Source organism: Micromonospora sp. CNZ322 (genome assembly GCF_007827755.1).
This window is the reverse complement of sequence record NZ_VITD01000008.1, coordinates 33,411-49,219: the sequence shown is the minus strand read 5'-3', so window position 1 is coordinate 49,219 and position 15,809 is coordinate 33,411. Positions and strand designations below refer to the sequence as shown.

Genomic DNA, 15,809 nt, shown 5'->3' with positions numbered 1-15,809 from the left:
CATCACAGAGTCGTAGCCTCCGGCCGTTACAGCCAATGCCTCGACTCCCCGGAGGTGTGTCAGATGACTGCACCCGAACCGGAGGCGCCCACCACGGCGCCGTCCAGGGCGAAGGACCACAGCCCCTGGAACTGGTTGCTCTTCATCCCCATCGTGGTGCCGCTGATCCCGGCGTTCTTCAATGGCGACTCGCCCCGGGTCTTCGGCTTCCCGCGCTTCTACTGGCTGCAACTGGCCTTCATCCTGCTCGGCGTCGGCACCACCACGTTGGTCTACCAGATGACGAAGAAGCGGGGAGACCGGTGAGCGCGAGGAGTGAGCCGGGTTTGCGAGCCCCGCAGTCGCGAACGAAGGAGGTCCAGTGATGTGGCGCGACCATCTCACCGAGATCATCGTCTTCTCGCTGCTGTTCCTCCTGGTCAGCGTGATGGGCTTCGTGGCCGCCCGGTGGCGCGCACCGAAGGACATGGCGCACCTGGACGAGTGGGGGCTGGGCGGGCGGAGCTTCGGCGGCTGGATCACCTGGTTCCTGGTCGGCGGTGACCTCTACACCGCGTACACCTTCGTGGCGGTGCCGGCGTTGATGTTCGGTGCCGGCGCGGCCGGGTTCTTCGCCGTTCCGTACACCATCGTCATCTACCCGCTGGTCTTCCTGGTGCTGGTGCGGCTCTGGTCGGTGTCTCACCGGCACGGGTTCGTCACGCCGGCCGACTTCGTCCGCAACCGGTTCGACTCGCCGGTGCTGGCGCTGCTGATCGCGATCACCGGCATCGTCGCCACCATGCCGTACATCGCGTTGCAGCTGATCGGCATCGAGGCGGTACTCAAGACGATGGGCGTCACCGGCGACAACGCGCTGGCCCGGCACCTGCCGATCATCATCGCGTTCGCCATCCTCGCCGCCTACACGTACCAGTCAGGGTTGCGCGCGCCCGCGCTGATCGCGTTCGTCAAGGACAGCCTGATCTACATCGTGATCCTGGTGGCGGTCATCTACCTGCCGTACAAGCTGGGCGGCTGGGGTGACATCTTCGCCGCCGCGGACGCGAAGTTCGACGCCTCGCCCAACCCGAACGACGGCATCCTGCTCAACGGCAACAACCAGCTTCAGTACGTGACGCTGGCGCTCGGCTCGGCGTTGGCGCTCTTCCTCTACCCGCACAGCATCACCGGTGTGCTGGCCAGCAGGAACCGCGACGTGATCAAGCGGAACATGTCGGCGCTGCCCGCGTACAGCCTGCTGCTCGGGTTGATCGCGCTGCTCGGCTACATGGCCATCGCCGCTGGCGTGAAGCCGCTGCCCGGCAACTCGGCCGGCTCGGTGGACAACAACACCATCGTCCCGCTGCTGTTCGACCAGCAGTTCCCGGACTGGTTCGCCGGTGTCGCGTACGCGGCGATCGGCATCGGCGCGCTGGTGCCCGCGGCGATCATGTCGATCGCGGCGGCGAACCTGTTCACCCGCAACATCTACAAGGAGTACCTGAAGCGGGACGCCTCCCCGGCCCAGGAGGCGACCGTCTCGAAGATCACCTCGCTGGTGGTGAAGGTCGGCGCGGTGGCCTGCATCGTCTTCCTCGACCCGCAGTTCTCCATCGACCTCCAGCTGATCGGTGGCGTGATCATCCTGCAGACGCTGCCGGCGGTGGCGCTGGGCCTCTACACCCGCTGGTTCCACCGCACCGGCCTGATCGTCGGCTGGGTGGCCGGCATGGGGTTGGGCATGTGGATGCTCTACCAGGTGGCCAGCCCGACCCGGAAGCACTTCGGCGGCTCGGCGTTCCCGCTGTCGGAGTTCGGGTTCGACACCACCCGGACGATCTACGTCGGCATCGTGGCGGTGGCGGTCAACCTGGCCGTCGCGGCGCTGGTGACGCTGGCGCTGCGGGCCGCGAAGGTCGAGGAAGGAGTCGACGGCACCGAGCCCGACGACTACTTCGCCGACGAGGGCGACCCCCGGGTCACCCCGGGCACCGACCGCGACGCCGACTCGGCCCGCGAACCGGTCGCCTGACCTCATCTACGTACGCCCGGGCACCGACGTGGGTCGGTGCCCGGGCGTCCCTGTGTGCCCCGCGCGTCTCCCGCCCGCCCGCGCGCCGCCCTCCCTCTCCTCCCGCCCTCCCGCGTCTCCCGCCCTCCCGCGTCTCCCGCCCTCCCGCGTCTCCCGCGCACTCCCCGCGTCTTCCGCGCTCTCCCGCGCTCTCCCGCGTCGATCTTGCAGTTATGGTGCTCGTTTGGTGGTGATTGGTGCCAATTGTCCCCACCGAAACTGCAAGATCGGCGAAGGCGGGGCAGGGCGGGCGGGGTGGGCAGGGCGGGGCGGGGCGGGGTGGGTGGGGTGGGGTTAGCGGGGGCGGTTGCGGTTTATCAGGGCCTGGTTGAGGCGGCCCAGCAGGGCTGCCAGGGTGGAGCGGTCCTCTGGGCTCCAGTCGGACAGCATGTCGCCGTAGAGCCGGGTGCGGGCGGCCTGGACGGCGGCCATCCGTTGCAGACCGGCCGGGGTGGGGGAAATGACAGTGCCGCGGCCGTCGGACGGGTCCGGGGCACGGGTGATCAGGCCGTCGCGCTGAAGCGCGGAGACCTGCCGGGTGACTGTCGAGCCGTCCAGGTTGAGTCGGGCGGCGAGCGCCGAGACGTTCTGCGGGCCGGCGTCGGCCAGGTGGCGCAGGATGACGTACGCCGCGCGGTCCAGCACCCGGTGCTCGGCGGTGCCGGTCGCCCGCCGGGTGGCCTCGCCGAAGCGCATCAGCAGGGCCACCTCGGTCTCGATCCGGCCGAGGGTGCTCTCGTCGTGGTCGTCGCTCATAGCTGTATGATACAGAATAAGTACCTGTACGATACAGCTATCTGAGGAGTCGGAGTGGATCGGCGTTCCGAACCGAACCGCAGTGCCATCTACGCCACCACGCTGGTGGCCTTCCTCGCCATCGCCGGCATCGCCGTCGTCGACCCGATCCTGCCGGCCATCGGCGAGGCGATCGGGGTCACCGCCTGGCAGGTCGAGTTGCTGTTCACCGCGTACATCGCGGTCATGGCCCTTGGCATGATCCCGGCGACGCTGGCCAGTGGCCGGTTCGGCTTCAAGCCGGTGCTCATCACCGGCGTCTCAGTGGTCGGCCTCGCCGCGATCCTCGCCTCGTTCAGCGACAACATCGTGCAGCTCTCCGTGCTGCGCGGCGTCTGGGGGCTGGGCAACGCGATGTTCTTCGCCACCGCCATGGTGGTGCTGGTCAACCTGGCCGTCGACCGGGAATGGGTGGTGGGCCTCTTCGAGACCGCCCTGGGCCTGGGCTTCGCCGTCGGACCGCTGATCGGTGGCCTGCTCGGCGAGGTCAGCTGGCGGCTGCCGTTCTTCGTCTGCGGCGTCTTCATGGTCCTCGCCCTCGGCGTGGCCTCCCGCAAACTCCGCGAGCCCACCAACCGGCAGGCCCCGGTACGCGTCGGCCAGATCTTCGCCACCTACCGCCGACCGGCGTTCATCGCCCTCTGCGTGGTCACCGCCGCGTACAACTTCGTGTTCTTCGTGGTGCTCGGCTACACGCCGCTCTTCCTCGGCCTGGACGTCATCCCGCTGGGGCTCGCCTTCACCGGCTGGGGGCTCGGCCTGGCCGCCGGCATCATGGTGATCGGTCACCGGCTGGCCCACCGCATCGGCGCGGTACAGACCGTCGGCGTGGCCATCGCCGGGCTGCTGGTCTGCATGGTCCTCTTCGCCACCTCTACCAGCACCGCCGAGGCGCTCGTGGTGCTGGTGCTCGCCGGGCTCTGCATGGGGCTGGCCAACGCCAACCTCACCGACCTGGCGCTCGGCCTCGGCTCCAGCGACCGGCGCGTCGCCACCGGCGCCTTCAACCTGGTCCGCTGGGGCGCCGCCGCGCCGGCACCGATCATCTCCGGCAAGCTCGCCGAGCAGTCGCTGTCGCTGCCGTTCTGGGTCGGCTTCGGGGTGCTCGCCGTCGGCGTGCTCGTCTACCTGGCCTTCGCACACGTGATGGCCGCCGGCTACGGCGAGCGGGTCCTCTGGTCCCGCTGGAACCGCGCCGCCGCGAAGACCGAGCACACCGCCGAGGAACCGGTAGGCGAGGCCTACTGACCGTCCCGGTCCCGGCCCTGCCGCTCCGCGACGCGCCACCCAAGATCCGCGCAGTTTCGGGGAAAGTGCTGCCTCGCTGCCCGCTGAGGCAGCACTTTCCCTGAAGTTGCTTGGATCTTGGATGGCGCGTCGGTGTTTGCGGGCCGGGCGTCCGTCAGTTGAGGGCGCGCCAGAGCAGGTAGAGGCCGATCGTCGTGCCGAACACCACGATCACCGTCTTGAGCACCACCGACGGCAACCGGCGGACGAGCCGGGCGCCCGCGTACCCCCCAATCAGGGTGGCCGGCGCGACCACCGCGACCGCCGCCCAGTTCAAGGGGCCGAACAGGGCGAACACCACGAGCGTCGTAAACCCCACCACCGCCGACAGCAGATTCTTGATCGCGCTCACCCGGGCCAGGGTCGCGTCCAGCACCAGGGCCAGCCCGGCCACCAGCATCACCCCGAGCGCCGCACCGAAGTAACCGCCGTACACCGCACCGAGCGCGACCATCGTCTGCACCGCGATCGTCCGCCGGCGTGGCGACAGGTCCCGGGGGTGACCGACCAGGCGGCGCAGCGGATCCTGGAAGGCCAGGACCGCTGTCGCGCCGAGGACCAGAAACGGTACGACCAGCTCGAACGCGCGGGCCGGAGTGGCCAGCAGCAGCAACGCCCCGATAATCGTGCCCGCGATGGTGGTGGGCACCAGCGTGGCCAGCGCACGGGGGCGCGGCAGGTCCTGCCGGCTGCCCGCCACGCTGGCCAGGTACCCGGGGAAGACGGCGACGGAGTTGCTGACGTTCGCCGGCACCGGGGGCAACCCGATCGCGATCATCGCCGGAAAGGTGATCAGCGAACCGCCACCGGCCACCGCGTTGACAGTGCCAGCGGCGAGACCGGCGGCGAGCAGCAGCGCGGCGTGGGAGAGATCCATAGCCCCACGAGGCTAGCCGTCGCCCTACGGCAAGCATTCGCCGGATCGTCCTTGAGCAGCGCGATCTTGCTCAGGCGGGGCGGCAATACCCGCAGCACGCTCGTCGTTAGGATGAGAGCGCGACGGACGAGTCGACCGGGCGGCCGCGTCGGCGGGCTTCGGCCCGCCGCCGAGGAACGTCCGGACTCCACAGGGCAGGGTGGTTGTTAACGGCAACCCGGGGCGACCCGCGGGAAAGTGCCACAGAAAACAGACCGCCGACCCCAACGGGGACGGTAAGGGTGAAACGGTGGGGTAAGAGCCCACCAGCACCCCGGGTGACCGGGGTGGCTCGGTAAACCCCACCCGGAGCAAGGCCAAGCAAGGGCCGTCACCGCAAGATGACGACCCGGCGCAGACGCTTGAGGGCTGCCCGCCCGATGTCTGCGGGTAGGCCGCTGGAGCCTGCCGGCAACGGCAGGCCGAGATGGATGGCCGCCGCCGGCGCAAACCCCTCGGGGTACGCGCCGCGCACAGAATCCGGCGTACAGGTCGACTCGTCCGTCGCCCACCAGGCCAGCCGCCCATCACGCGGGGCCGACCTGCTGTTTCTCCAGACGCTGCTGATCGTCATTGGTCGGCCCATACGGCCCGGCGGCGGCCCAGACGGCCCACGGACCGCCGCGTGCTGCCGATTCTGATGGTTGACACCTGCCTGGGGACTCGGCGGATCATCTGGCGTGCTTGATCAAGCAGGACGGGGCCAAGCAGATGATCGAGTCGTCGAACGACGTGACGCGGCCCTGAGCGGGAGCCCTGGTCGGGCATCCAGAGCGCGACGGCGTCGACGTTCGGTTGGAGTGTCGCCGAAGAAGTGCCACCTGATCGAGCCCGGACGACCAGCTGTCGCCAGTTGGTCCGGAGCGGCCGAGTTTCTTGAAGTTTTTCGGATCGGCGGCAACCTGCGGGCGGTGGATCGCATGTACCCGGATGTAAGCCAAGACAGCCACGATCCGGAGGACCTGAGATGTCTACGCGTCTACGTTCACTGTTGCCCGTTGCCACCGTCCTGTTTGGAGTTGCCGCTTGTAGTTCCACGCCGTCTCCTACGCCGCCCGCCGCTGCTCCGCCCGCCGCTGCGTCGACTCCCACTTCGGCTGCTCCGGTTGAGGTTGCCCCAGCCACTTCGCCCGCTGTGGCTGCGAAGGCGTCGGACCGTACGGCCGGGAGCGTCACGTGTCCCTCGGCGAAGGCCCTCGCGAAACTGGTAGCACTGCCGAAGGGCTGGTATTTCGTTCCGTCGAGCGTGGAGTGCTGGAAGGGATGGGCGACGGCCGAGCCGGACGGTCCGAGCACCGGCGACGGCGTCTACCTGTTCCAATACAAGGCCGGCACGGGCTGGCGGTACCACAGCCAGGGCAGCGCTTACGACTGTATGGATCTCGGTATCAACGAGCCTGCGCCGTTCTGCCAGTATCCCTAAGCCGTGGTGACCGAGGGTAGCGCGCTGGTCCGTACCGGCGACGGTATACGGCATAGTCGGCCCGGGCCGCATCGACGGACAGCGCCGCCGGAACGAATTTCGGCACACGGGGGGCACGAGCGGAGCATGTCGAACTCCATAGACGAGCTTTTTCGCGAGTTCGTCCAGACCCGGTCGCCCGCGCTGCTGCGGACGGCGTTCCTGCTGACCGGTGACCGGCACCTCGCCGAGGATCTGGTACAGGATGCGCTGGCCCGCACTCATCGAGGCCGAAACCGGCTGGATGATCTCGGACACTTCGAGGCTTACACCCGCACGGCCATGTACCACCAGCATGTGAGCTGGTGGCGGCGCCGCAAGGTAGCCGAGTCCATGCCGGGCGATCTCACCGACATGGCGCAGCCCGGCAGTGACCACGCCCGGCGTACCGATCTCAAGCTCGCGCTGCACAAGGCCCTTGCCCAACTCACCCGGAGGCAGCGCGCCGTGCTGGTGTTGCGGTTCTTCGAGGACCGCAGCGAGGCCGAGGCCGCGGATCTGCTGAACTGCTCGGTTGGCACGATCAAGAGCCAGACCAGCAAGGCGCTGGCCCGCATGCGAGAGATGGCACCCAACCTCCTCTCGGCCGTGATGGAGGAAGCCTGATGACCGACAACCTCGGGCCGATGCGGCAGGCCATGTCCGATCTGGCCGAGCACGGCGGCAGAACCGACATGTACGAACGCGCCCTGCGCAAGTCGCGGCAGTCGCAACGGCGTACCGCGTTCACCACCGGCGCCGCCGCGGTGGTGCTCGCCATCGGCGCCCCAGTCGCCTTTGCCACCGTCAACCGGCCGGGACCGTCGACTCCGGTCGCGACCCAGCCGCCGGCACCCAGCGTCGCCCCGACCTCCGCGACGCCGAGCACGACGCCGTCGTCGACGCCGAGCACGACGCCGCCGTCGTCGACGCCCTCATCCACGCGAACCAGTAACCGACCCCAGTATCCCGACTGTCCCTCGGCGAAGACCCTAGAGAAACTGGTGAAGCTGCCTAAGGATTGGTATTTCGTGTCGTCGAGCGTCAGTTGCTGGCGGGCCTGGGCGACGGCCGAACCGGATGGTCCGATCACCGGCGACGGGGTCTACCTGTTCCACTACAGGGCCGGCGGGGGCTGGCGGTACCACAGCCAGGGCAGCGCCTTCGATTGCAGAGACCTGGGGATCACCTCCGGCAACCCGCCGTTCTGTGAGATGGACTGAAGCGTCGTGGACCAACGACCTACGCGCCCAGCATGACGCGCGGTCGCGGGCTCCCGCCTTAGCCCGGCGAGGTCCAGGTCCGCCGGCCTCGCCGGCACATCGATGCTGAGAAAGAGATGCTCAAAGGGACTAGCCAACGAACCGGCCGGGTGGGTTGCCCCACCCGGCCGGTGTCCGGATCCCTGCAAACAGGCTTTAGTGCTTCTTGAACACCGGCATGGTGTCCAGCGTGGTGGTGATGTTCTGCGTGGTGCCGCCCCGGTACGTCTTCCCGGTGAAGATGTCGGTCCAGCTGTTGCCGGGCGGGAACCACACCAACGTCGAGGCGGTGTTGCCGGGCGTCGTCACGGGTGCCACCAGGTAGTCCGGGCCGTAGAGGTACTGCGAACCGGCGGTGGCGTACGCGGCCTGCTCGTTCGGGTACGCGAGGTACATCGAGCGGACGATGGGCGTACCCGTGCGGGTGGCCTCCTTGGCGGCGGCGTAGGTGTACGGCAGCAGCTTCTCCCGCAGGTTCAGGAACTTCTTGGCCGACGCGTTCGCGGCCGGGCCGTACTGCCAGGGCAGCCGGTCACTGTGGTTGGAGTGCAGCCGGTCGATCGGCTGGAACGTGCCGAACTGCACCCACCGGGCGTAGAGGTCGTCGGGCAGCTTGGTGCTGCCCGGTTCGCTGCCCGGCTCCTGGAGGCCGCCGGTGTGCCCGCCGATGTCGTGGCTGACCGCGGCCAGCCCGGTCGCCGCCGACTCGCCGGGCGTGTAGCCGACCTCCATCTGCAGGGTGGACCAGTCGGAGGTGGTGTCGCCGGTGAAGTGCAGCGTGGTGCGCTTGTCGGCCCACGGGCCGGTCGACACCGGGGTCGGGCTGCTGTAGCCGCCGGCCTGCAACGAGCCGTACGCCCGGGAGAACGCGAAGCCGGTCTTGTCGGCGTACTGCTGGTTGATCCATGCGTCCGCGGTCACCCCGGCGAGCGAGGACTTCGTGTTGTCGCAGCACCAGTCCAGCCACCAGAGGTCCGGGCCCTTGCTGCCCTTCGGGATCATCCCGTCGTGGAGCTGCATGTACGCAGTGAGCTGGTCCGGGTCGCCGAAGTCGAACGCGTAGCAGTCGGGCCCGCCGTTGCAGCCGACGCGCTGGAGCTTGCCCTTCGCGGTGGCCTGCGCCTGCGCGAACTTCGGGTCCGAGCCGAGGATGCTCGGGTGGATGTTGATGCCGGTGTGCAGGCCCTGCTTCCTGGCCCAGTCGAAGAACGCCTTCGGGTCGGGGATGCGGGTGGGGTCGATGCTCCAGCCGTTCCACTTGTCCGGCGCCTTGACGTCGGTGTCGAGGACGAGCACATCCAGCGGGACACCCTCGGCCTTGGCGCGGGTCACGAGGTTCTGGAACTCGGTGGCGGTGCGGTCGTAGTACTCGGAGTACCACACCCCGTACGCCCACTTCGGCAGCAGCTTCGTGGGCCCGGTCAGGGTCGACAGGTCCTTCAGGGCGCGGGTGAAGTCCTGCCCGTACGCGAAGACGTAGCCGTCCTGCTCGGCGGCGGGCCGGGGCTTGGTGTTGCTCAGGGCCGAGGCCGAGTCGTCGAGCAGGTACCAGCCGTCCTGGTAGAGCAGGCCCGGAGCGGTAAGGGCGGAACCGGTCACGCCGTCCAGGCCCCGGCGGTAGCCGCCGAGCGGCGCGTGCGGGGCGAGCAGCGGGGAGCCCTTGCTCGTGACGGCGACCGTGTCCACGTTGACGTTGCAACTGGCGTCCGTGGGGCAGCCCAGCGTCACGGTGTTGGTGCCTCGGTCGAGGTGGACCGGGACGGAAACGGTGTTCCAGTAGTCCCACCCGCTGGTCGGCGGAAGGGTCGCCGTGACCGGCGCAGCCGTTCCCGCGGTGACCGACATGGTGCGCGTCTGGGTCGGCTGGGCACCAGCCTGGCCGTTGGCGTACCGGATCTGCACCTGGTAGTCACCGGCGGACGGAACATCCGTCACTGTGAGCGTGTCGGCGGACGTGGTGCTCTCCAGGCCGGCCAGGAATCCCGTACCGGATGCGCCGTTGTGGTCGTTCGCGGGCCTCGCGCCGCCGGTCAGCGCGCCGGTCTCGGCCTCTGCCAGCGTGCCGAACCGCAGGGGCTGCGGCTGGGGCGGGGTCGGCGCCGGGAACGAATCACCCGGGTTGACCACCGCGAGGCTGTCGACGTTCACGTTGCCGGAGTCGTTGGGACCCCGCACGACGCTGATCTCGTGCCGGCCCGCGGTGAGGTCGACCGGCACGTTGGCCAGGCCCCAGGTGTCCCAGTTCGCGGTGGGCGGCAGCGTCAAGGTGTGGCCGGCGTCGCCGTCGACCTGAACAGTCAGGGTGCGGTCCACGTTCTGGCCGTCGCCACCGGTGCTGTTGGCGTAGCGGACGGCGAGCTGCTTCGTGCCGCCCTCGGGAGCGTCGAGCGCGAATTTGATCGAGTCGCCCGACGAGGCGAAACCGGCCGCGAAGCCGCGTCCGGTGAATCCCCTGTGGTCGGTGGCCACGCCGGGGCCGTTCAACTGCAGCGATTCGGCCTCGCAGAGCGCCCCGAACGCGCAGGCCGGGGCGGTGTGACCGGCCCAGGGTTGGCCCTGCACGACCTGCTTGCCGGCCTTGAGCTGCACCGTGAGGTTGTCGGCGGTGAACGCGCCCGAGCCGACCCGGTAACGCAACGTCATCGCGCCCGTGTCGAGGGTGAGCCAGCCGTTGTCGACGTGCTTCGTGAAACGCGTACGGGGGAAATCGTCGCGCCCGATGGCGTTGAACGTGGCGGCATCGGTGAACCTGCCGCCCTTCTGGTACTCGGTGCGGATCAGGGTCGGGGACAGCACTTCGAAACGTGCGTCACCCGACCGTACGGCTCCGTCTTGCGCCCGGTGGCGGCTGGCCTGGGCCGGCGCGGACGGGGCGAGCGCCAGCCCCGTGATGAGAATGCCGACTGCGGCGACTGCTGTCGCGCTACGGCGGGGTGAGTTCCGATAGAGCAAGATGCGCTCCTCGTCTCAAATGGAGGAAATGAGTCGATGACAACGCTGTCACTCGCTCGAAACGCATGTCAACGGGCCTCGGAGGGTGTCCCTTCTCTCTTTCGTCACCTGCCGTACTCGTCCGGCAGGCGTCGCTGCGCACGGTGACGAAGACGGGCCGCCAGGCTGGTGGGCTACTGCACCACCACCAGCTCAGATGTACGGGGTCCAGGGCTCGGGCTGTTCGGCGTCCCAACCCAGCTTGTCGAGTGCGCGCAGGACCGCGCCCGCGCGGGGAGTCCAGAAGAGCAGAATCTGGTCGCGTCCCTCGACGTCGAAGCAGACGGCGGTCGCCGGCACCGGAATCCGTCGGTGAAACGGATGGTGCGCCAGCGCGGCCACGTAGAAGTGCTCCAGGGTGTCCGATCCGGTGCGCGACGTGAAGGTCAGCGTCGTGTCGTCGGCGTGCAGCCTCACGGTCGGCCAGGCCATCCGTCGGACAGCCCTGAGGGGGTTGCCTCGGGTGACGTCGAGGCGGTCGACGTAAGTCAGCCCGCCGCGCGCATCGAAGATTTCCGAGATCATCGTGAGATGGTACGGCGGGTACCAAGGCCGAGGCCGCAGCGGCGGCAGCTACCAGATAGGCGCGCGCTCGTCGATGAATCGAGGCGGTTCACCGAGGAAGGTGTCGGCCGGAACTGCGCCATGTGCCAGGTTGAGCGTGTCCAAGCGGTACAGCCAGGCGCCGTCAGACGTTCCGGTGAAGCGGTAGTTGATCTGCCAGCGCAGCCATTCGCCGTGGGCGAGTCGCACCGCAGGCGGCCGGCGGTGACGGCGCGGCCTACCCCAGGCCGACGCGAGCAGTTCAACCCGGAGTTGACCGTCCACCAGCCGGAGACGCACATCGCTCCGGTACGACACGCGTCGCAGGCCCTCGCGAGGCTCGAACCCATCGGCCTCCGCCATGTCCACCTCGTGGGCGAGCGGCGCCGCCCACGCCGGCAGGACGAACGACACCGGTACGGCGTTACGCCGGGTCGCCTCGGCTCCGCCGCGCGAACGCTTCGTCCACGACGTGCGAACCCACTGCACGACAGCATCCACCCGGCGATACTCGACCGCTACCTGTCCTGACGCAACCCGGATTCGCCGTCCCAGCGTCTCAACACCACAGGCTCCTCACTCAGGGGCTGGCCACACCTGCACGCGCAGCCGCTCCATCGTCTGCAGGGCTTCGTCAGGTGGTGGATCTGGTGGTAGTCCGCGAAAAGCTCCACGTTGAACGAATCCACGCCACGCTCCTCTGTCGATCTGCCTGCGATGATCTGGTACACGACTCGACGACGCGCAGACAAGTTGGCGAATGCGGTCGGTCTCGTGACGCTCGGCTTCGGTGTGGTGTTGACGGCCATGCCACGACGCAGCGCGGCAGCCCTCGGCTGGGTGATCGCCCCGTCCTGGCCCGAGCGGTCGGTTTGACTGATCTCGTCGTCGGTTCCGGCGTCTTGTGTGGGCGCCCCCGTTGGCCGACGAGTCCGACAAGCATTCCGGCAGAGTCCGCACTGCTGACAATAACAACGGCCCGAGAACAGGGCGCGTCTGCCGTCGAGCGTCGGCTAGCCGACAGTCAATTGCCGAAGGCTGGTAAAGCACATCAAAAGGCGCTGTTGATCGACGTTAGGTGGGGCGGGCAAACCGAAGGGCTGGCTAGAACTGTGAACTCGACGGATATAGTCCTTCGAGAGACACTCCATCGTAGAGGGAGCTGCTATGCCAGACGTCCCGCCTGCTCAGCCGAACTACGCCGAGGTTCGCAGGGCAGAGGATCAGAAAAAGTACGCCGAAGAGCAGCACCGCCTTCGCAAGAAAGAAGAGGAAGACCGTCAGAAGGCCCTTGTCGCCGAGTCTCGGCGCCGGGCAGCGGAAAACGGGCAGAGTCGCTAGCTGCGACATCGCCGCTCTCGTGAGATGACCCAAAAGGAGGCGTGACGCATCATGCAAACCGAGTCCGTCATCGTGGAGACCGCAATCCCTCTAGCCGAGGCGGCGGCAATACTCAACGTAGCGCTAGCCGGCCACAAGGCCACTATTGAACCCTTGACGGCCAGCAACAACCCCCTTGATCAGCTAGGCCATCAGCCCGACGTCGCATTGTTGGCCTCCCGTAAGGGCCCCATGGGCGCATGGGGCGTCCGGGTCTACCTGACAGATTACGGGGATCGTCGTGAGATCCACCTGGAGGCACTCGGCGACGGTGGTTTTTCCCGCGCCTTCCATGGCATCAAGAACACCTTTTCTCTGTCGAAGAGCCTGGCCAAGGCGCAGGCATTGGCCGCCAATGTCGTGAATTCCGACGCGACTGCGGTCGTTCGATAGCCGCGATTCGTATGGGCGGCGGCAGCGAGGATGGCCGCCCTCCTCAGGGGGCGTCGGCCAACCTGCCTGCCGCTGGCGGGAAGGTAGTCCTCGCCCGGCACTCCGTCGGGGCACGACCGGCGCAGACTCTCCCGTTCGGGACCGGGTCACTCAAGACCAAGCGGTCAGCAGCGGGGGCGGTCGAGTGGAGCGGCGGCACCCGCGAGCGCTTCGACTGTCGCCGTCGGTGCGACTGACTCCGTCGGGGTCGGTGCGGGCGCGATGGTGGGGCTCGGCGAGGCCGAGGGCGAGCTGCTGGGCGTGGGGGAGGCGCTGGCGAGGGTGGCCGTGCTGCGTTGCACCTGCTTGGTGACCATGCGGATGCCGGCGGCGGTCGCCTGGCGTCCGTACACGTCGGTGACCCTGATGCTGTACGGCCCGGGGCCGATCCCGCCCTCGATCGTCCAGTGGTTGTCGCTCTGCCGGGCGGCCTTGCGGAAGCCACCACCCGGTCCCTTCGCCTCGACCGAGCGGAGTGGGTTGCCGTGGTTGCCAACCTGCACCGCGAACCAGTACTTCGAGGCGCCGCCCTTCATCCGGAAGGTGAGCCCTCCGTCGAGCGGCGGGTTCACCACCGCCCGGTACGACACGTTCGCGATGCCCTGCGACCGGTCCGCGATCCTGGTGAACGCCTCGGTGGACAGGTCGATCTTGCTGGGCCCGCAGCCGCCGCACTGGTCCATCACCATGACCCTGACCTTGCCCTTCGGGCCGGTGACCTCCAGGTAGCTGCCGCAAGCCGCCGATCCGGAGTACTGGGATGCCCCGAGGGCCACGTAGAGCCGGTCCGCGGGCGGACCGGGGAAGGAGCAGTTGCCGCCCGAGCGGCCCGCGTCGTAGAAGCTGGCGGTTCCCTTGTGGACGGCGTTGCCGGTCGGCGGCGCGGCGCAGGCCGGGGTGGCGCCGCCGCGAACCGCGAGGGTGATGCCCAGGACGGCGGCCAGGGCGGTGACCCCCGCGCCGGCCAACCAGTGTCTGACCCGCCGACTCGACCGGGGCGTGCCGTCCTCGCCGGCCGGGATGTCGTTGTCGGGGTCCGTGCCTGGTGCCGTCACGGCGCCTGATGTTGCCGCACCGCGCTGTGGCAGCGCAAAGCCGTCCCACCGATCGTCACTCGCCGGATCGGCGGGGGCGCAGTCCGTTGAGGGCGGTGGCGACGACGAGGTCGGCGTACTCGGCGGTGAGCGGCCCGCTGCGGTGCAGCCACCGGTTGAGCACCGGCCCCCAGATCATGTCCACCGCCACGCCGAGGTCGACGTCGTCGGCGATCTGACCGGCCTGCTGGGCGCTGCGCAGGCGTTGCCGTTTGGCCTCCTTCAGCGGCCCGTCCAACCGTTCGGCGTACGCCGCGGCCAGCTCGGGATCGAGCGCGATCTCGGTGGCCAGCGCGCGCATCGGTTGTTCGTACCGGGGGTCGTTCATCTCCTCGACCGTCGCGCGCAGCACCACTGTCAGGTCCGCCGCGAGGTCGCCGGTGTCCGGCAGGGTCGGCGGGCCACCCTCGGTGGCCTCGCTGAGCATGAGGAAGGCGTCGAAGATGACAGCGCCCTTCGACGGCCACCAGCGGTAGATGGTCTGTTTGCCGACGCCGGCCCGCGCGGCGATGCCCTCGATGCTGAGCTTCGCGTACCCCGTTTCCTGAAGCAGGTCGAAGGCTGCGGTGAGGATGGCACGCCGGGACGTCTCCCTCCGGCGGGCCGTGTTGGGCGTCATGGGCAGAACGATACCAGCGTACGAGACGAACCGTCTCGTCTTGACGGCGGCGGCGTGGCAGGCCTAGCCTCGGCCCATCGCGAGACGGACCGTCTCGTCTTGAAAACCTTGGAGAGCACATGCGTACCTGGTTCATCACCGGTGCCAGCCGCGGCCTGGGCCGCGCTTTCGCCGACGCCGCACTCGACCGGGGCGACCGGGTGGTCGCCGCCGCCCGGACCATCGCCAAGGCCGACTTCGACGAGAAGTACGCCGACCGGCTGCTGGCCCTGACCCTCGACGTGACCGACCGCGCGGCGGTCATCGCGGCAGTGGACACCGCCGTCGAGCACTTCGGCCGGCTCGACATCGTCGTCAGCAACGCCGGCACCCTGTCCATGGGCATGATCGAAGAGTTCACCGAGGCCGAGGCGCGCGCTCAGTTCGAGGTCAACCTCTTCGGCGCGCTCTGGGTCAGTCAGGCCGTGCTGCCGCACCTGCGCGCCCAGCGGTCCGGCCACATCGTGCAGGTCTCCAGCATCGCCGCGCTCGGCGGCTTCCCGAGCACCGGCCTCTACAGCGCTAGCAAGTTCGCCCTGGAGGGCATGAGCGAGGCGCTGGCGATGGAGGCGGCGGCCTTCGACATCACTGTCAGCATCGTGCAGCCGGGCGGATACTGGACCGACCTCTACACCAGCGTGCGCGCCACCACCCCGATGGACGCCTACGCGCCACTGCGCGCCGAGCTGGAGCGCCAGTGGGCGGAAGGCTCGATCGACAGCGAGCCGCGTCTGGCCGCCGAGGCGCTGCTGCAACTGGTCGACAGCGACGAGCCGCCGCTGCGGCTCCTGCTCGGGAGCATGGTGTACGACCTGGCGTTCGACATCGCCCGCCGCCGGATGGACACCTGGGCGAGCTGGGAGCAGGTCAGCCGCGCCGCCGAACACGCCGTCGCCGATCCCGGCCGTGCGCATTGATGGGCATCGCCACCCCTGCATCCGCAGGTCTCGCCACAAT

14 protein-coding genes and 1 other RNA gene are annotated in these 15,809 nt (G+C 68.8%); 8 read left to right on the top strand and 7 right to left on the bottom strand.

What is annotated here, in order from left to right:
• Positions 1 to 63: 63 nt before the first annotated feature.
• Positions 64 to 306 (top strand): DUF3311 domain-containing protein, encoded by a 243-nt coding sequence (locus FB453_RS19715; RefSeq protein WP_145792239.1) that lies wholly within the window; start codon positions 64 to 66, stop codon positions 304 to 306.
• A 58-nt stretch (positions 307 to 364) separates the two neighbouring features.
• Entirely contained in the window at positions 365 to 2,014 is a 1,650-nt protein-coding gene (gene mctP, locus FB453_RS19710; protein WP_145792237.1) for a monocarboxylate uptake permease MctP, read from the top strand.
• 333 nt (positions 2,015 to 2,347) lie between these two features.
• On the opposite strand, the gene FB453_RS19705 is transcribed toward mctP, so the two are convergent.
• Positions 2,348 to 2,809, bottom strand: a complete 462-nt coding sequence (locus FB453_RS19705) for a MarR family transcriptional regulator (protein ID WP_145792234.1) — start codon at positions 2,807 to 2,809, stop codon at positions 2,348 to 2,350.
• Between the two features lie 54 nt (positions 2,810 to 2,863).
• Between FB453_RS19705 and FB453_RS19700 the strand changes: the two genes are divergently transcribed.
• Positions 2,864 to 4,096 (top strand): MFS transporter, encoded by a 1,233-nt coding sequence (locus FB453_RS19700; RefSeq protein ID WP_145792231.1) that lies wholly within the window; start codon positions 2,864 to 2,866, stop codon positions 4,094 to 4,096.
• Between the two features lie 154 nt (positions 4,097 to 4,250).
• On the opposite strand, the gene FB453_RS19695 is transcribed toward FB453_RS19700, so the two are convergent.
• Entirely contained in the window at positions 4,251 to 5,012 is a 762-nt protein-coding gene (locus FB453_RS19695) for a sulfite exporter TauE/SafE family protein (RefSeq protein ID WP_145792228.1), read from the bottom strand.
• A 127-nt stretch (positions 5,013 to 5,139) separates the two neighbouring features.
• Between FB453_RS19695 and rnpB the strand changes: the two genes are divergently transcribed.
• The 3 genes from rnpB to FB453_RS19680 all read left to right on the top strand — a co-directional run bounded on the left by rnpB (position 5,140) and on the right by FB453_RS19680 (position 7,715).
• Positions 5,140 to 5,555: RNase P RNA component class A (rnpB, locus tag FB453_RS19690), an RNA gene on the top strand.
• A gap of 1,045 nt (positions 5,556 to 6,600) precedes the next feature.
• The gene (locus FB453_RS19685; protein ID WP_112582624.1) at positions 6,601 to 7,119 is read left to right on the top strand and encodes a SigE family RNA polymerase sigma factor; all 519 of its coding nucleotides are present in this window, start codon (positions 6,601 to 6,603) and stop codon (positions 7,117 to 7,119) included.
• Positions 7,119 to 7,715 (top strand): hypothetical protein, encoded by a 597-nt coding sequence (locus FB453_RS19680; protein WP_145792226.1) that lies wholly within the window; start codon positions 7,119 to 7,121, stop codon positions 7,713 to 7,715. The genes FB453_RS19685 and FB453_RS19680 overlap by 1 nt, the downstream gene beginning before the upstream one ends.
• A gap of 195 nt (positions 7,716 to 7,910) precedes the next feature.
• On the opposite strand, the gene FB453_RS19675 is transcribed toward FB453_RS19680, so the two are convergent.
• The 3 genes from FB453_RS19675 to FB453_RS19665 all read right to left on the bottom strand — a co-directional run bounded on the left by FB453_RS19675 (position 7,911) and on the right by FB453_RS19665 (position 11,789).
• On the bottom strand, positions 7,911 to 10,550 hold the full coding sequence (locus tag FB453_RS19675; RefSeq protein ID WP_486480344.1) for a TIM-barrel domain-containing protein: 2,640 nt from the start codon (positions 10,548 to 10,550) through the stop codon (positions 7,911 to 7,913).
• Positions 10,551 to 10,898: 348 nt separating this feature from the next.
• Positions 10,899 to 11,270, bottom strand: coding sequence for a hypothetical protein (locus FB453_RS19670; protein ID WP_145792221.1), 372 nt, complete (start codon positions 11,268 to 11,270; stop codon positions 10,899 to 10,901).
• 48 nt (positions 11,271 to 11,318) lie between these two features.
• Entirely contained in the window at positions 11,319 to 11,789 is a 471-nt protein-coding gene (locus FB453_RS19665) for a hypothetical protein (RefSeq protein WP_145792218.1), read from the bottom strand.
• An 891-nt stretch (positions 11,790 to 12,680) separates the two neighbouring features.
• Between FB453_RS19665 and FB453_RS19660 the strand changes: the two genes are divergently transcribed.
• Positions 12,681 to 13,061: a hypothetical protein gene (locus tag FB453_RS19660; protein WP_112601004.1), complete on the top strand. Its 381-nt coding sequence runs from the start codon at positions 12,681 to 12,683 to the stop codon at positions 13,059 to 13,061.
• A 164-nt stretch (positions 13,062 to 13,225) separates the two neighbouring features.
• On the opposite strand, the gene FB453_RS19655 is transcribed toward FB453_RS19660, so the two are convergent.
• Positions 13,226 to 14,155 (bottom strand): expansin EXLX1 family cellulose-binding protein, encoded by a 930-nt coding sequence (locus tag FB453_RS19655; RefSeq protein WP_145792216.1) that lies wholly within the window; start codon positions 14,153 to 14,155, stop codon positions 13,226 to 13,228.
• A 55-nt stretch (positions 14,156 to 14,210) separates the two neighbouring features.
• Positions 14,211 to 14,813 (bottom strand): TetR/AcrR family transcriptional regulator, encoded by a 603-nt coding sequence (locus tag FB453_RS19650; RefSeq protein WP_145792213.1) that lies wholly within the window; start codon positions 14,811 to 14,813, stop codon positions 14,211 to 14,213.
• 119 nt (positions 14,814 to 14,932) lie between these two features.
• Between FB453_RS19650 and FB453_RS19645 the strand changes: the two genes are divergently transcribed.
• Positions 14,933 to 15,769 carry an SDR family oxidoreductase gene (locus tag FB453_RS19645; RefSeq protein ID WP_145792211.1) on the top strand — a complete coding sequence of 279 codons (837 nt, stop codon included), beginning with the start codon at positions 14,933 to 14,935 and terminating at the stop codon, positions 15,767 to 15,769.
• Positions 15,770 to 15,809: the final 40 nt, after the last annotated feature.

Bases quoted from the DNA above. Each gene is read 5' to 3' on its own strand.
- FB453_RS19695 (WP_145792228.1), bottom strand. From the start codon at position 5,012: ATGGATCTCTCCCACGCCGCGCTGCTGCTCGCCGCCGGTCTCGCCGCT.
- FB453_RS19660 (WP_112601004.1), top strand. From the start codon at position 12,681: ATGCAAACCGAGTCCGTCATCGTGGAGACCGCAATCCCTCTAGCCGAG.
- FB453_RS19650 (WP_145792213.1), bottom strand. From the start codon at position 14,813: ATGACGCCCAACACGGCCCGCCGGAGGGAGACGTCCCGGCGTGCCATC.
- FB453_RS19645 (WP_145792211.1), top strand. From the start codon at position 14,933: ATGCGTACCTGGTTCATCACCGGTGCCAGCCGCGGCCTGGGCCGCGCT.
- FB453_RS19715 (WP_145792239.1), top strand. From the start codon at position 64: ATGACTGCACCCGAACCGGAGGCGCCCACCACGGCGCCGTCCAGGGCG.
- FB453_RS19670 (WP_145792221.1), bottom strand. From the start codon at position 11,270: ATGATCTCGGAAATCTTCGATGCGCGCGGCGGGCTGACTTACGTCGAC.
- FB453_RS19685 (WP_112582624.1), top strand. From the start codon at position 6,601: ATGTCGAACTCCATAGACGAGCTTTTTCGCGAGTTCGTCCAGACCCGG.
- mctP (WP_145792237.1), top strand. From the start codon at position 365: ATGTGGCGCGACCATCTCACCGAGATCATCGTCTTCTCGCTGCTGTTC.
- FB453_RS19705 (WP_145792234.1), bottom strand. From the start codon at position 2,809: ATGAGCGACGACCACGACGAGAGCACCCTCGGCCGGATCGAGACCGAG.
- FB453_RS19680 (WP_145792226.1), top strand. From the start codon at position 7,119: ATGACCGACAACCTCGGGCCGATGCGGCAGGCCATGTCCGATCTGGCC.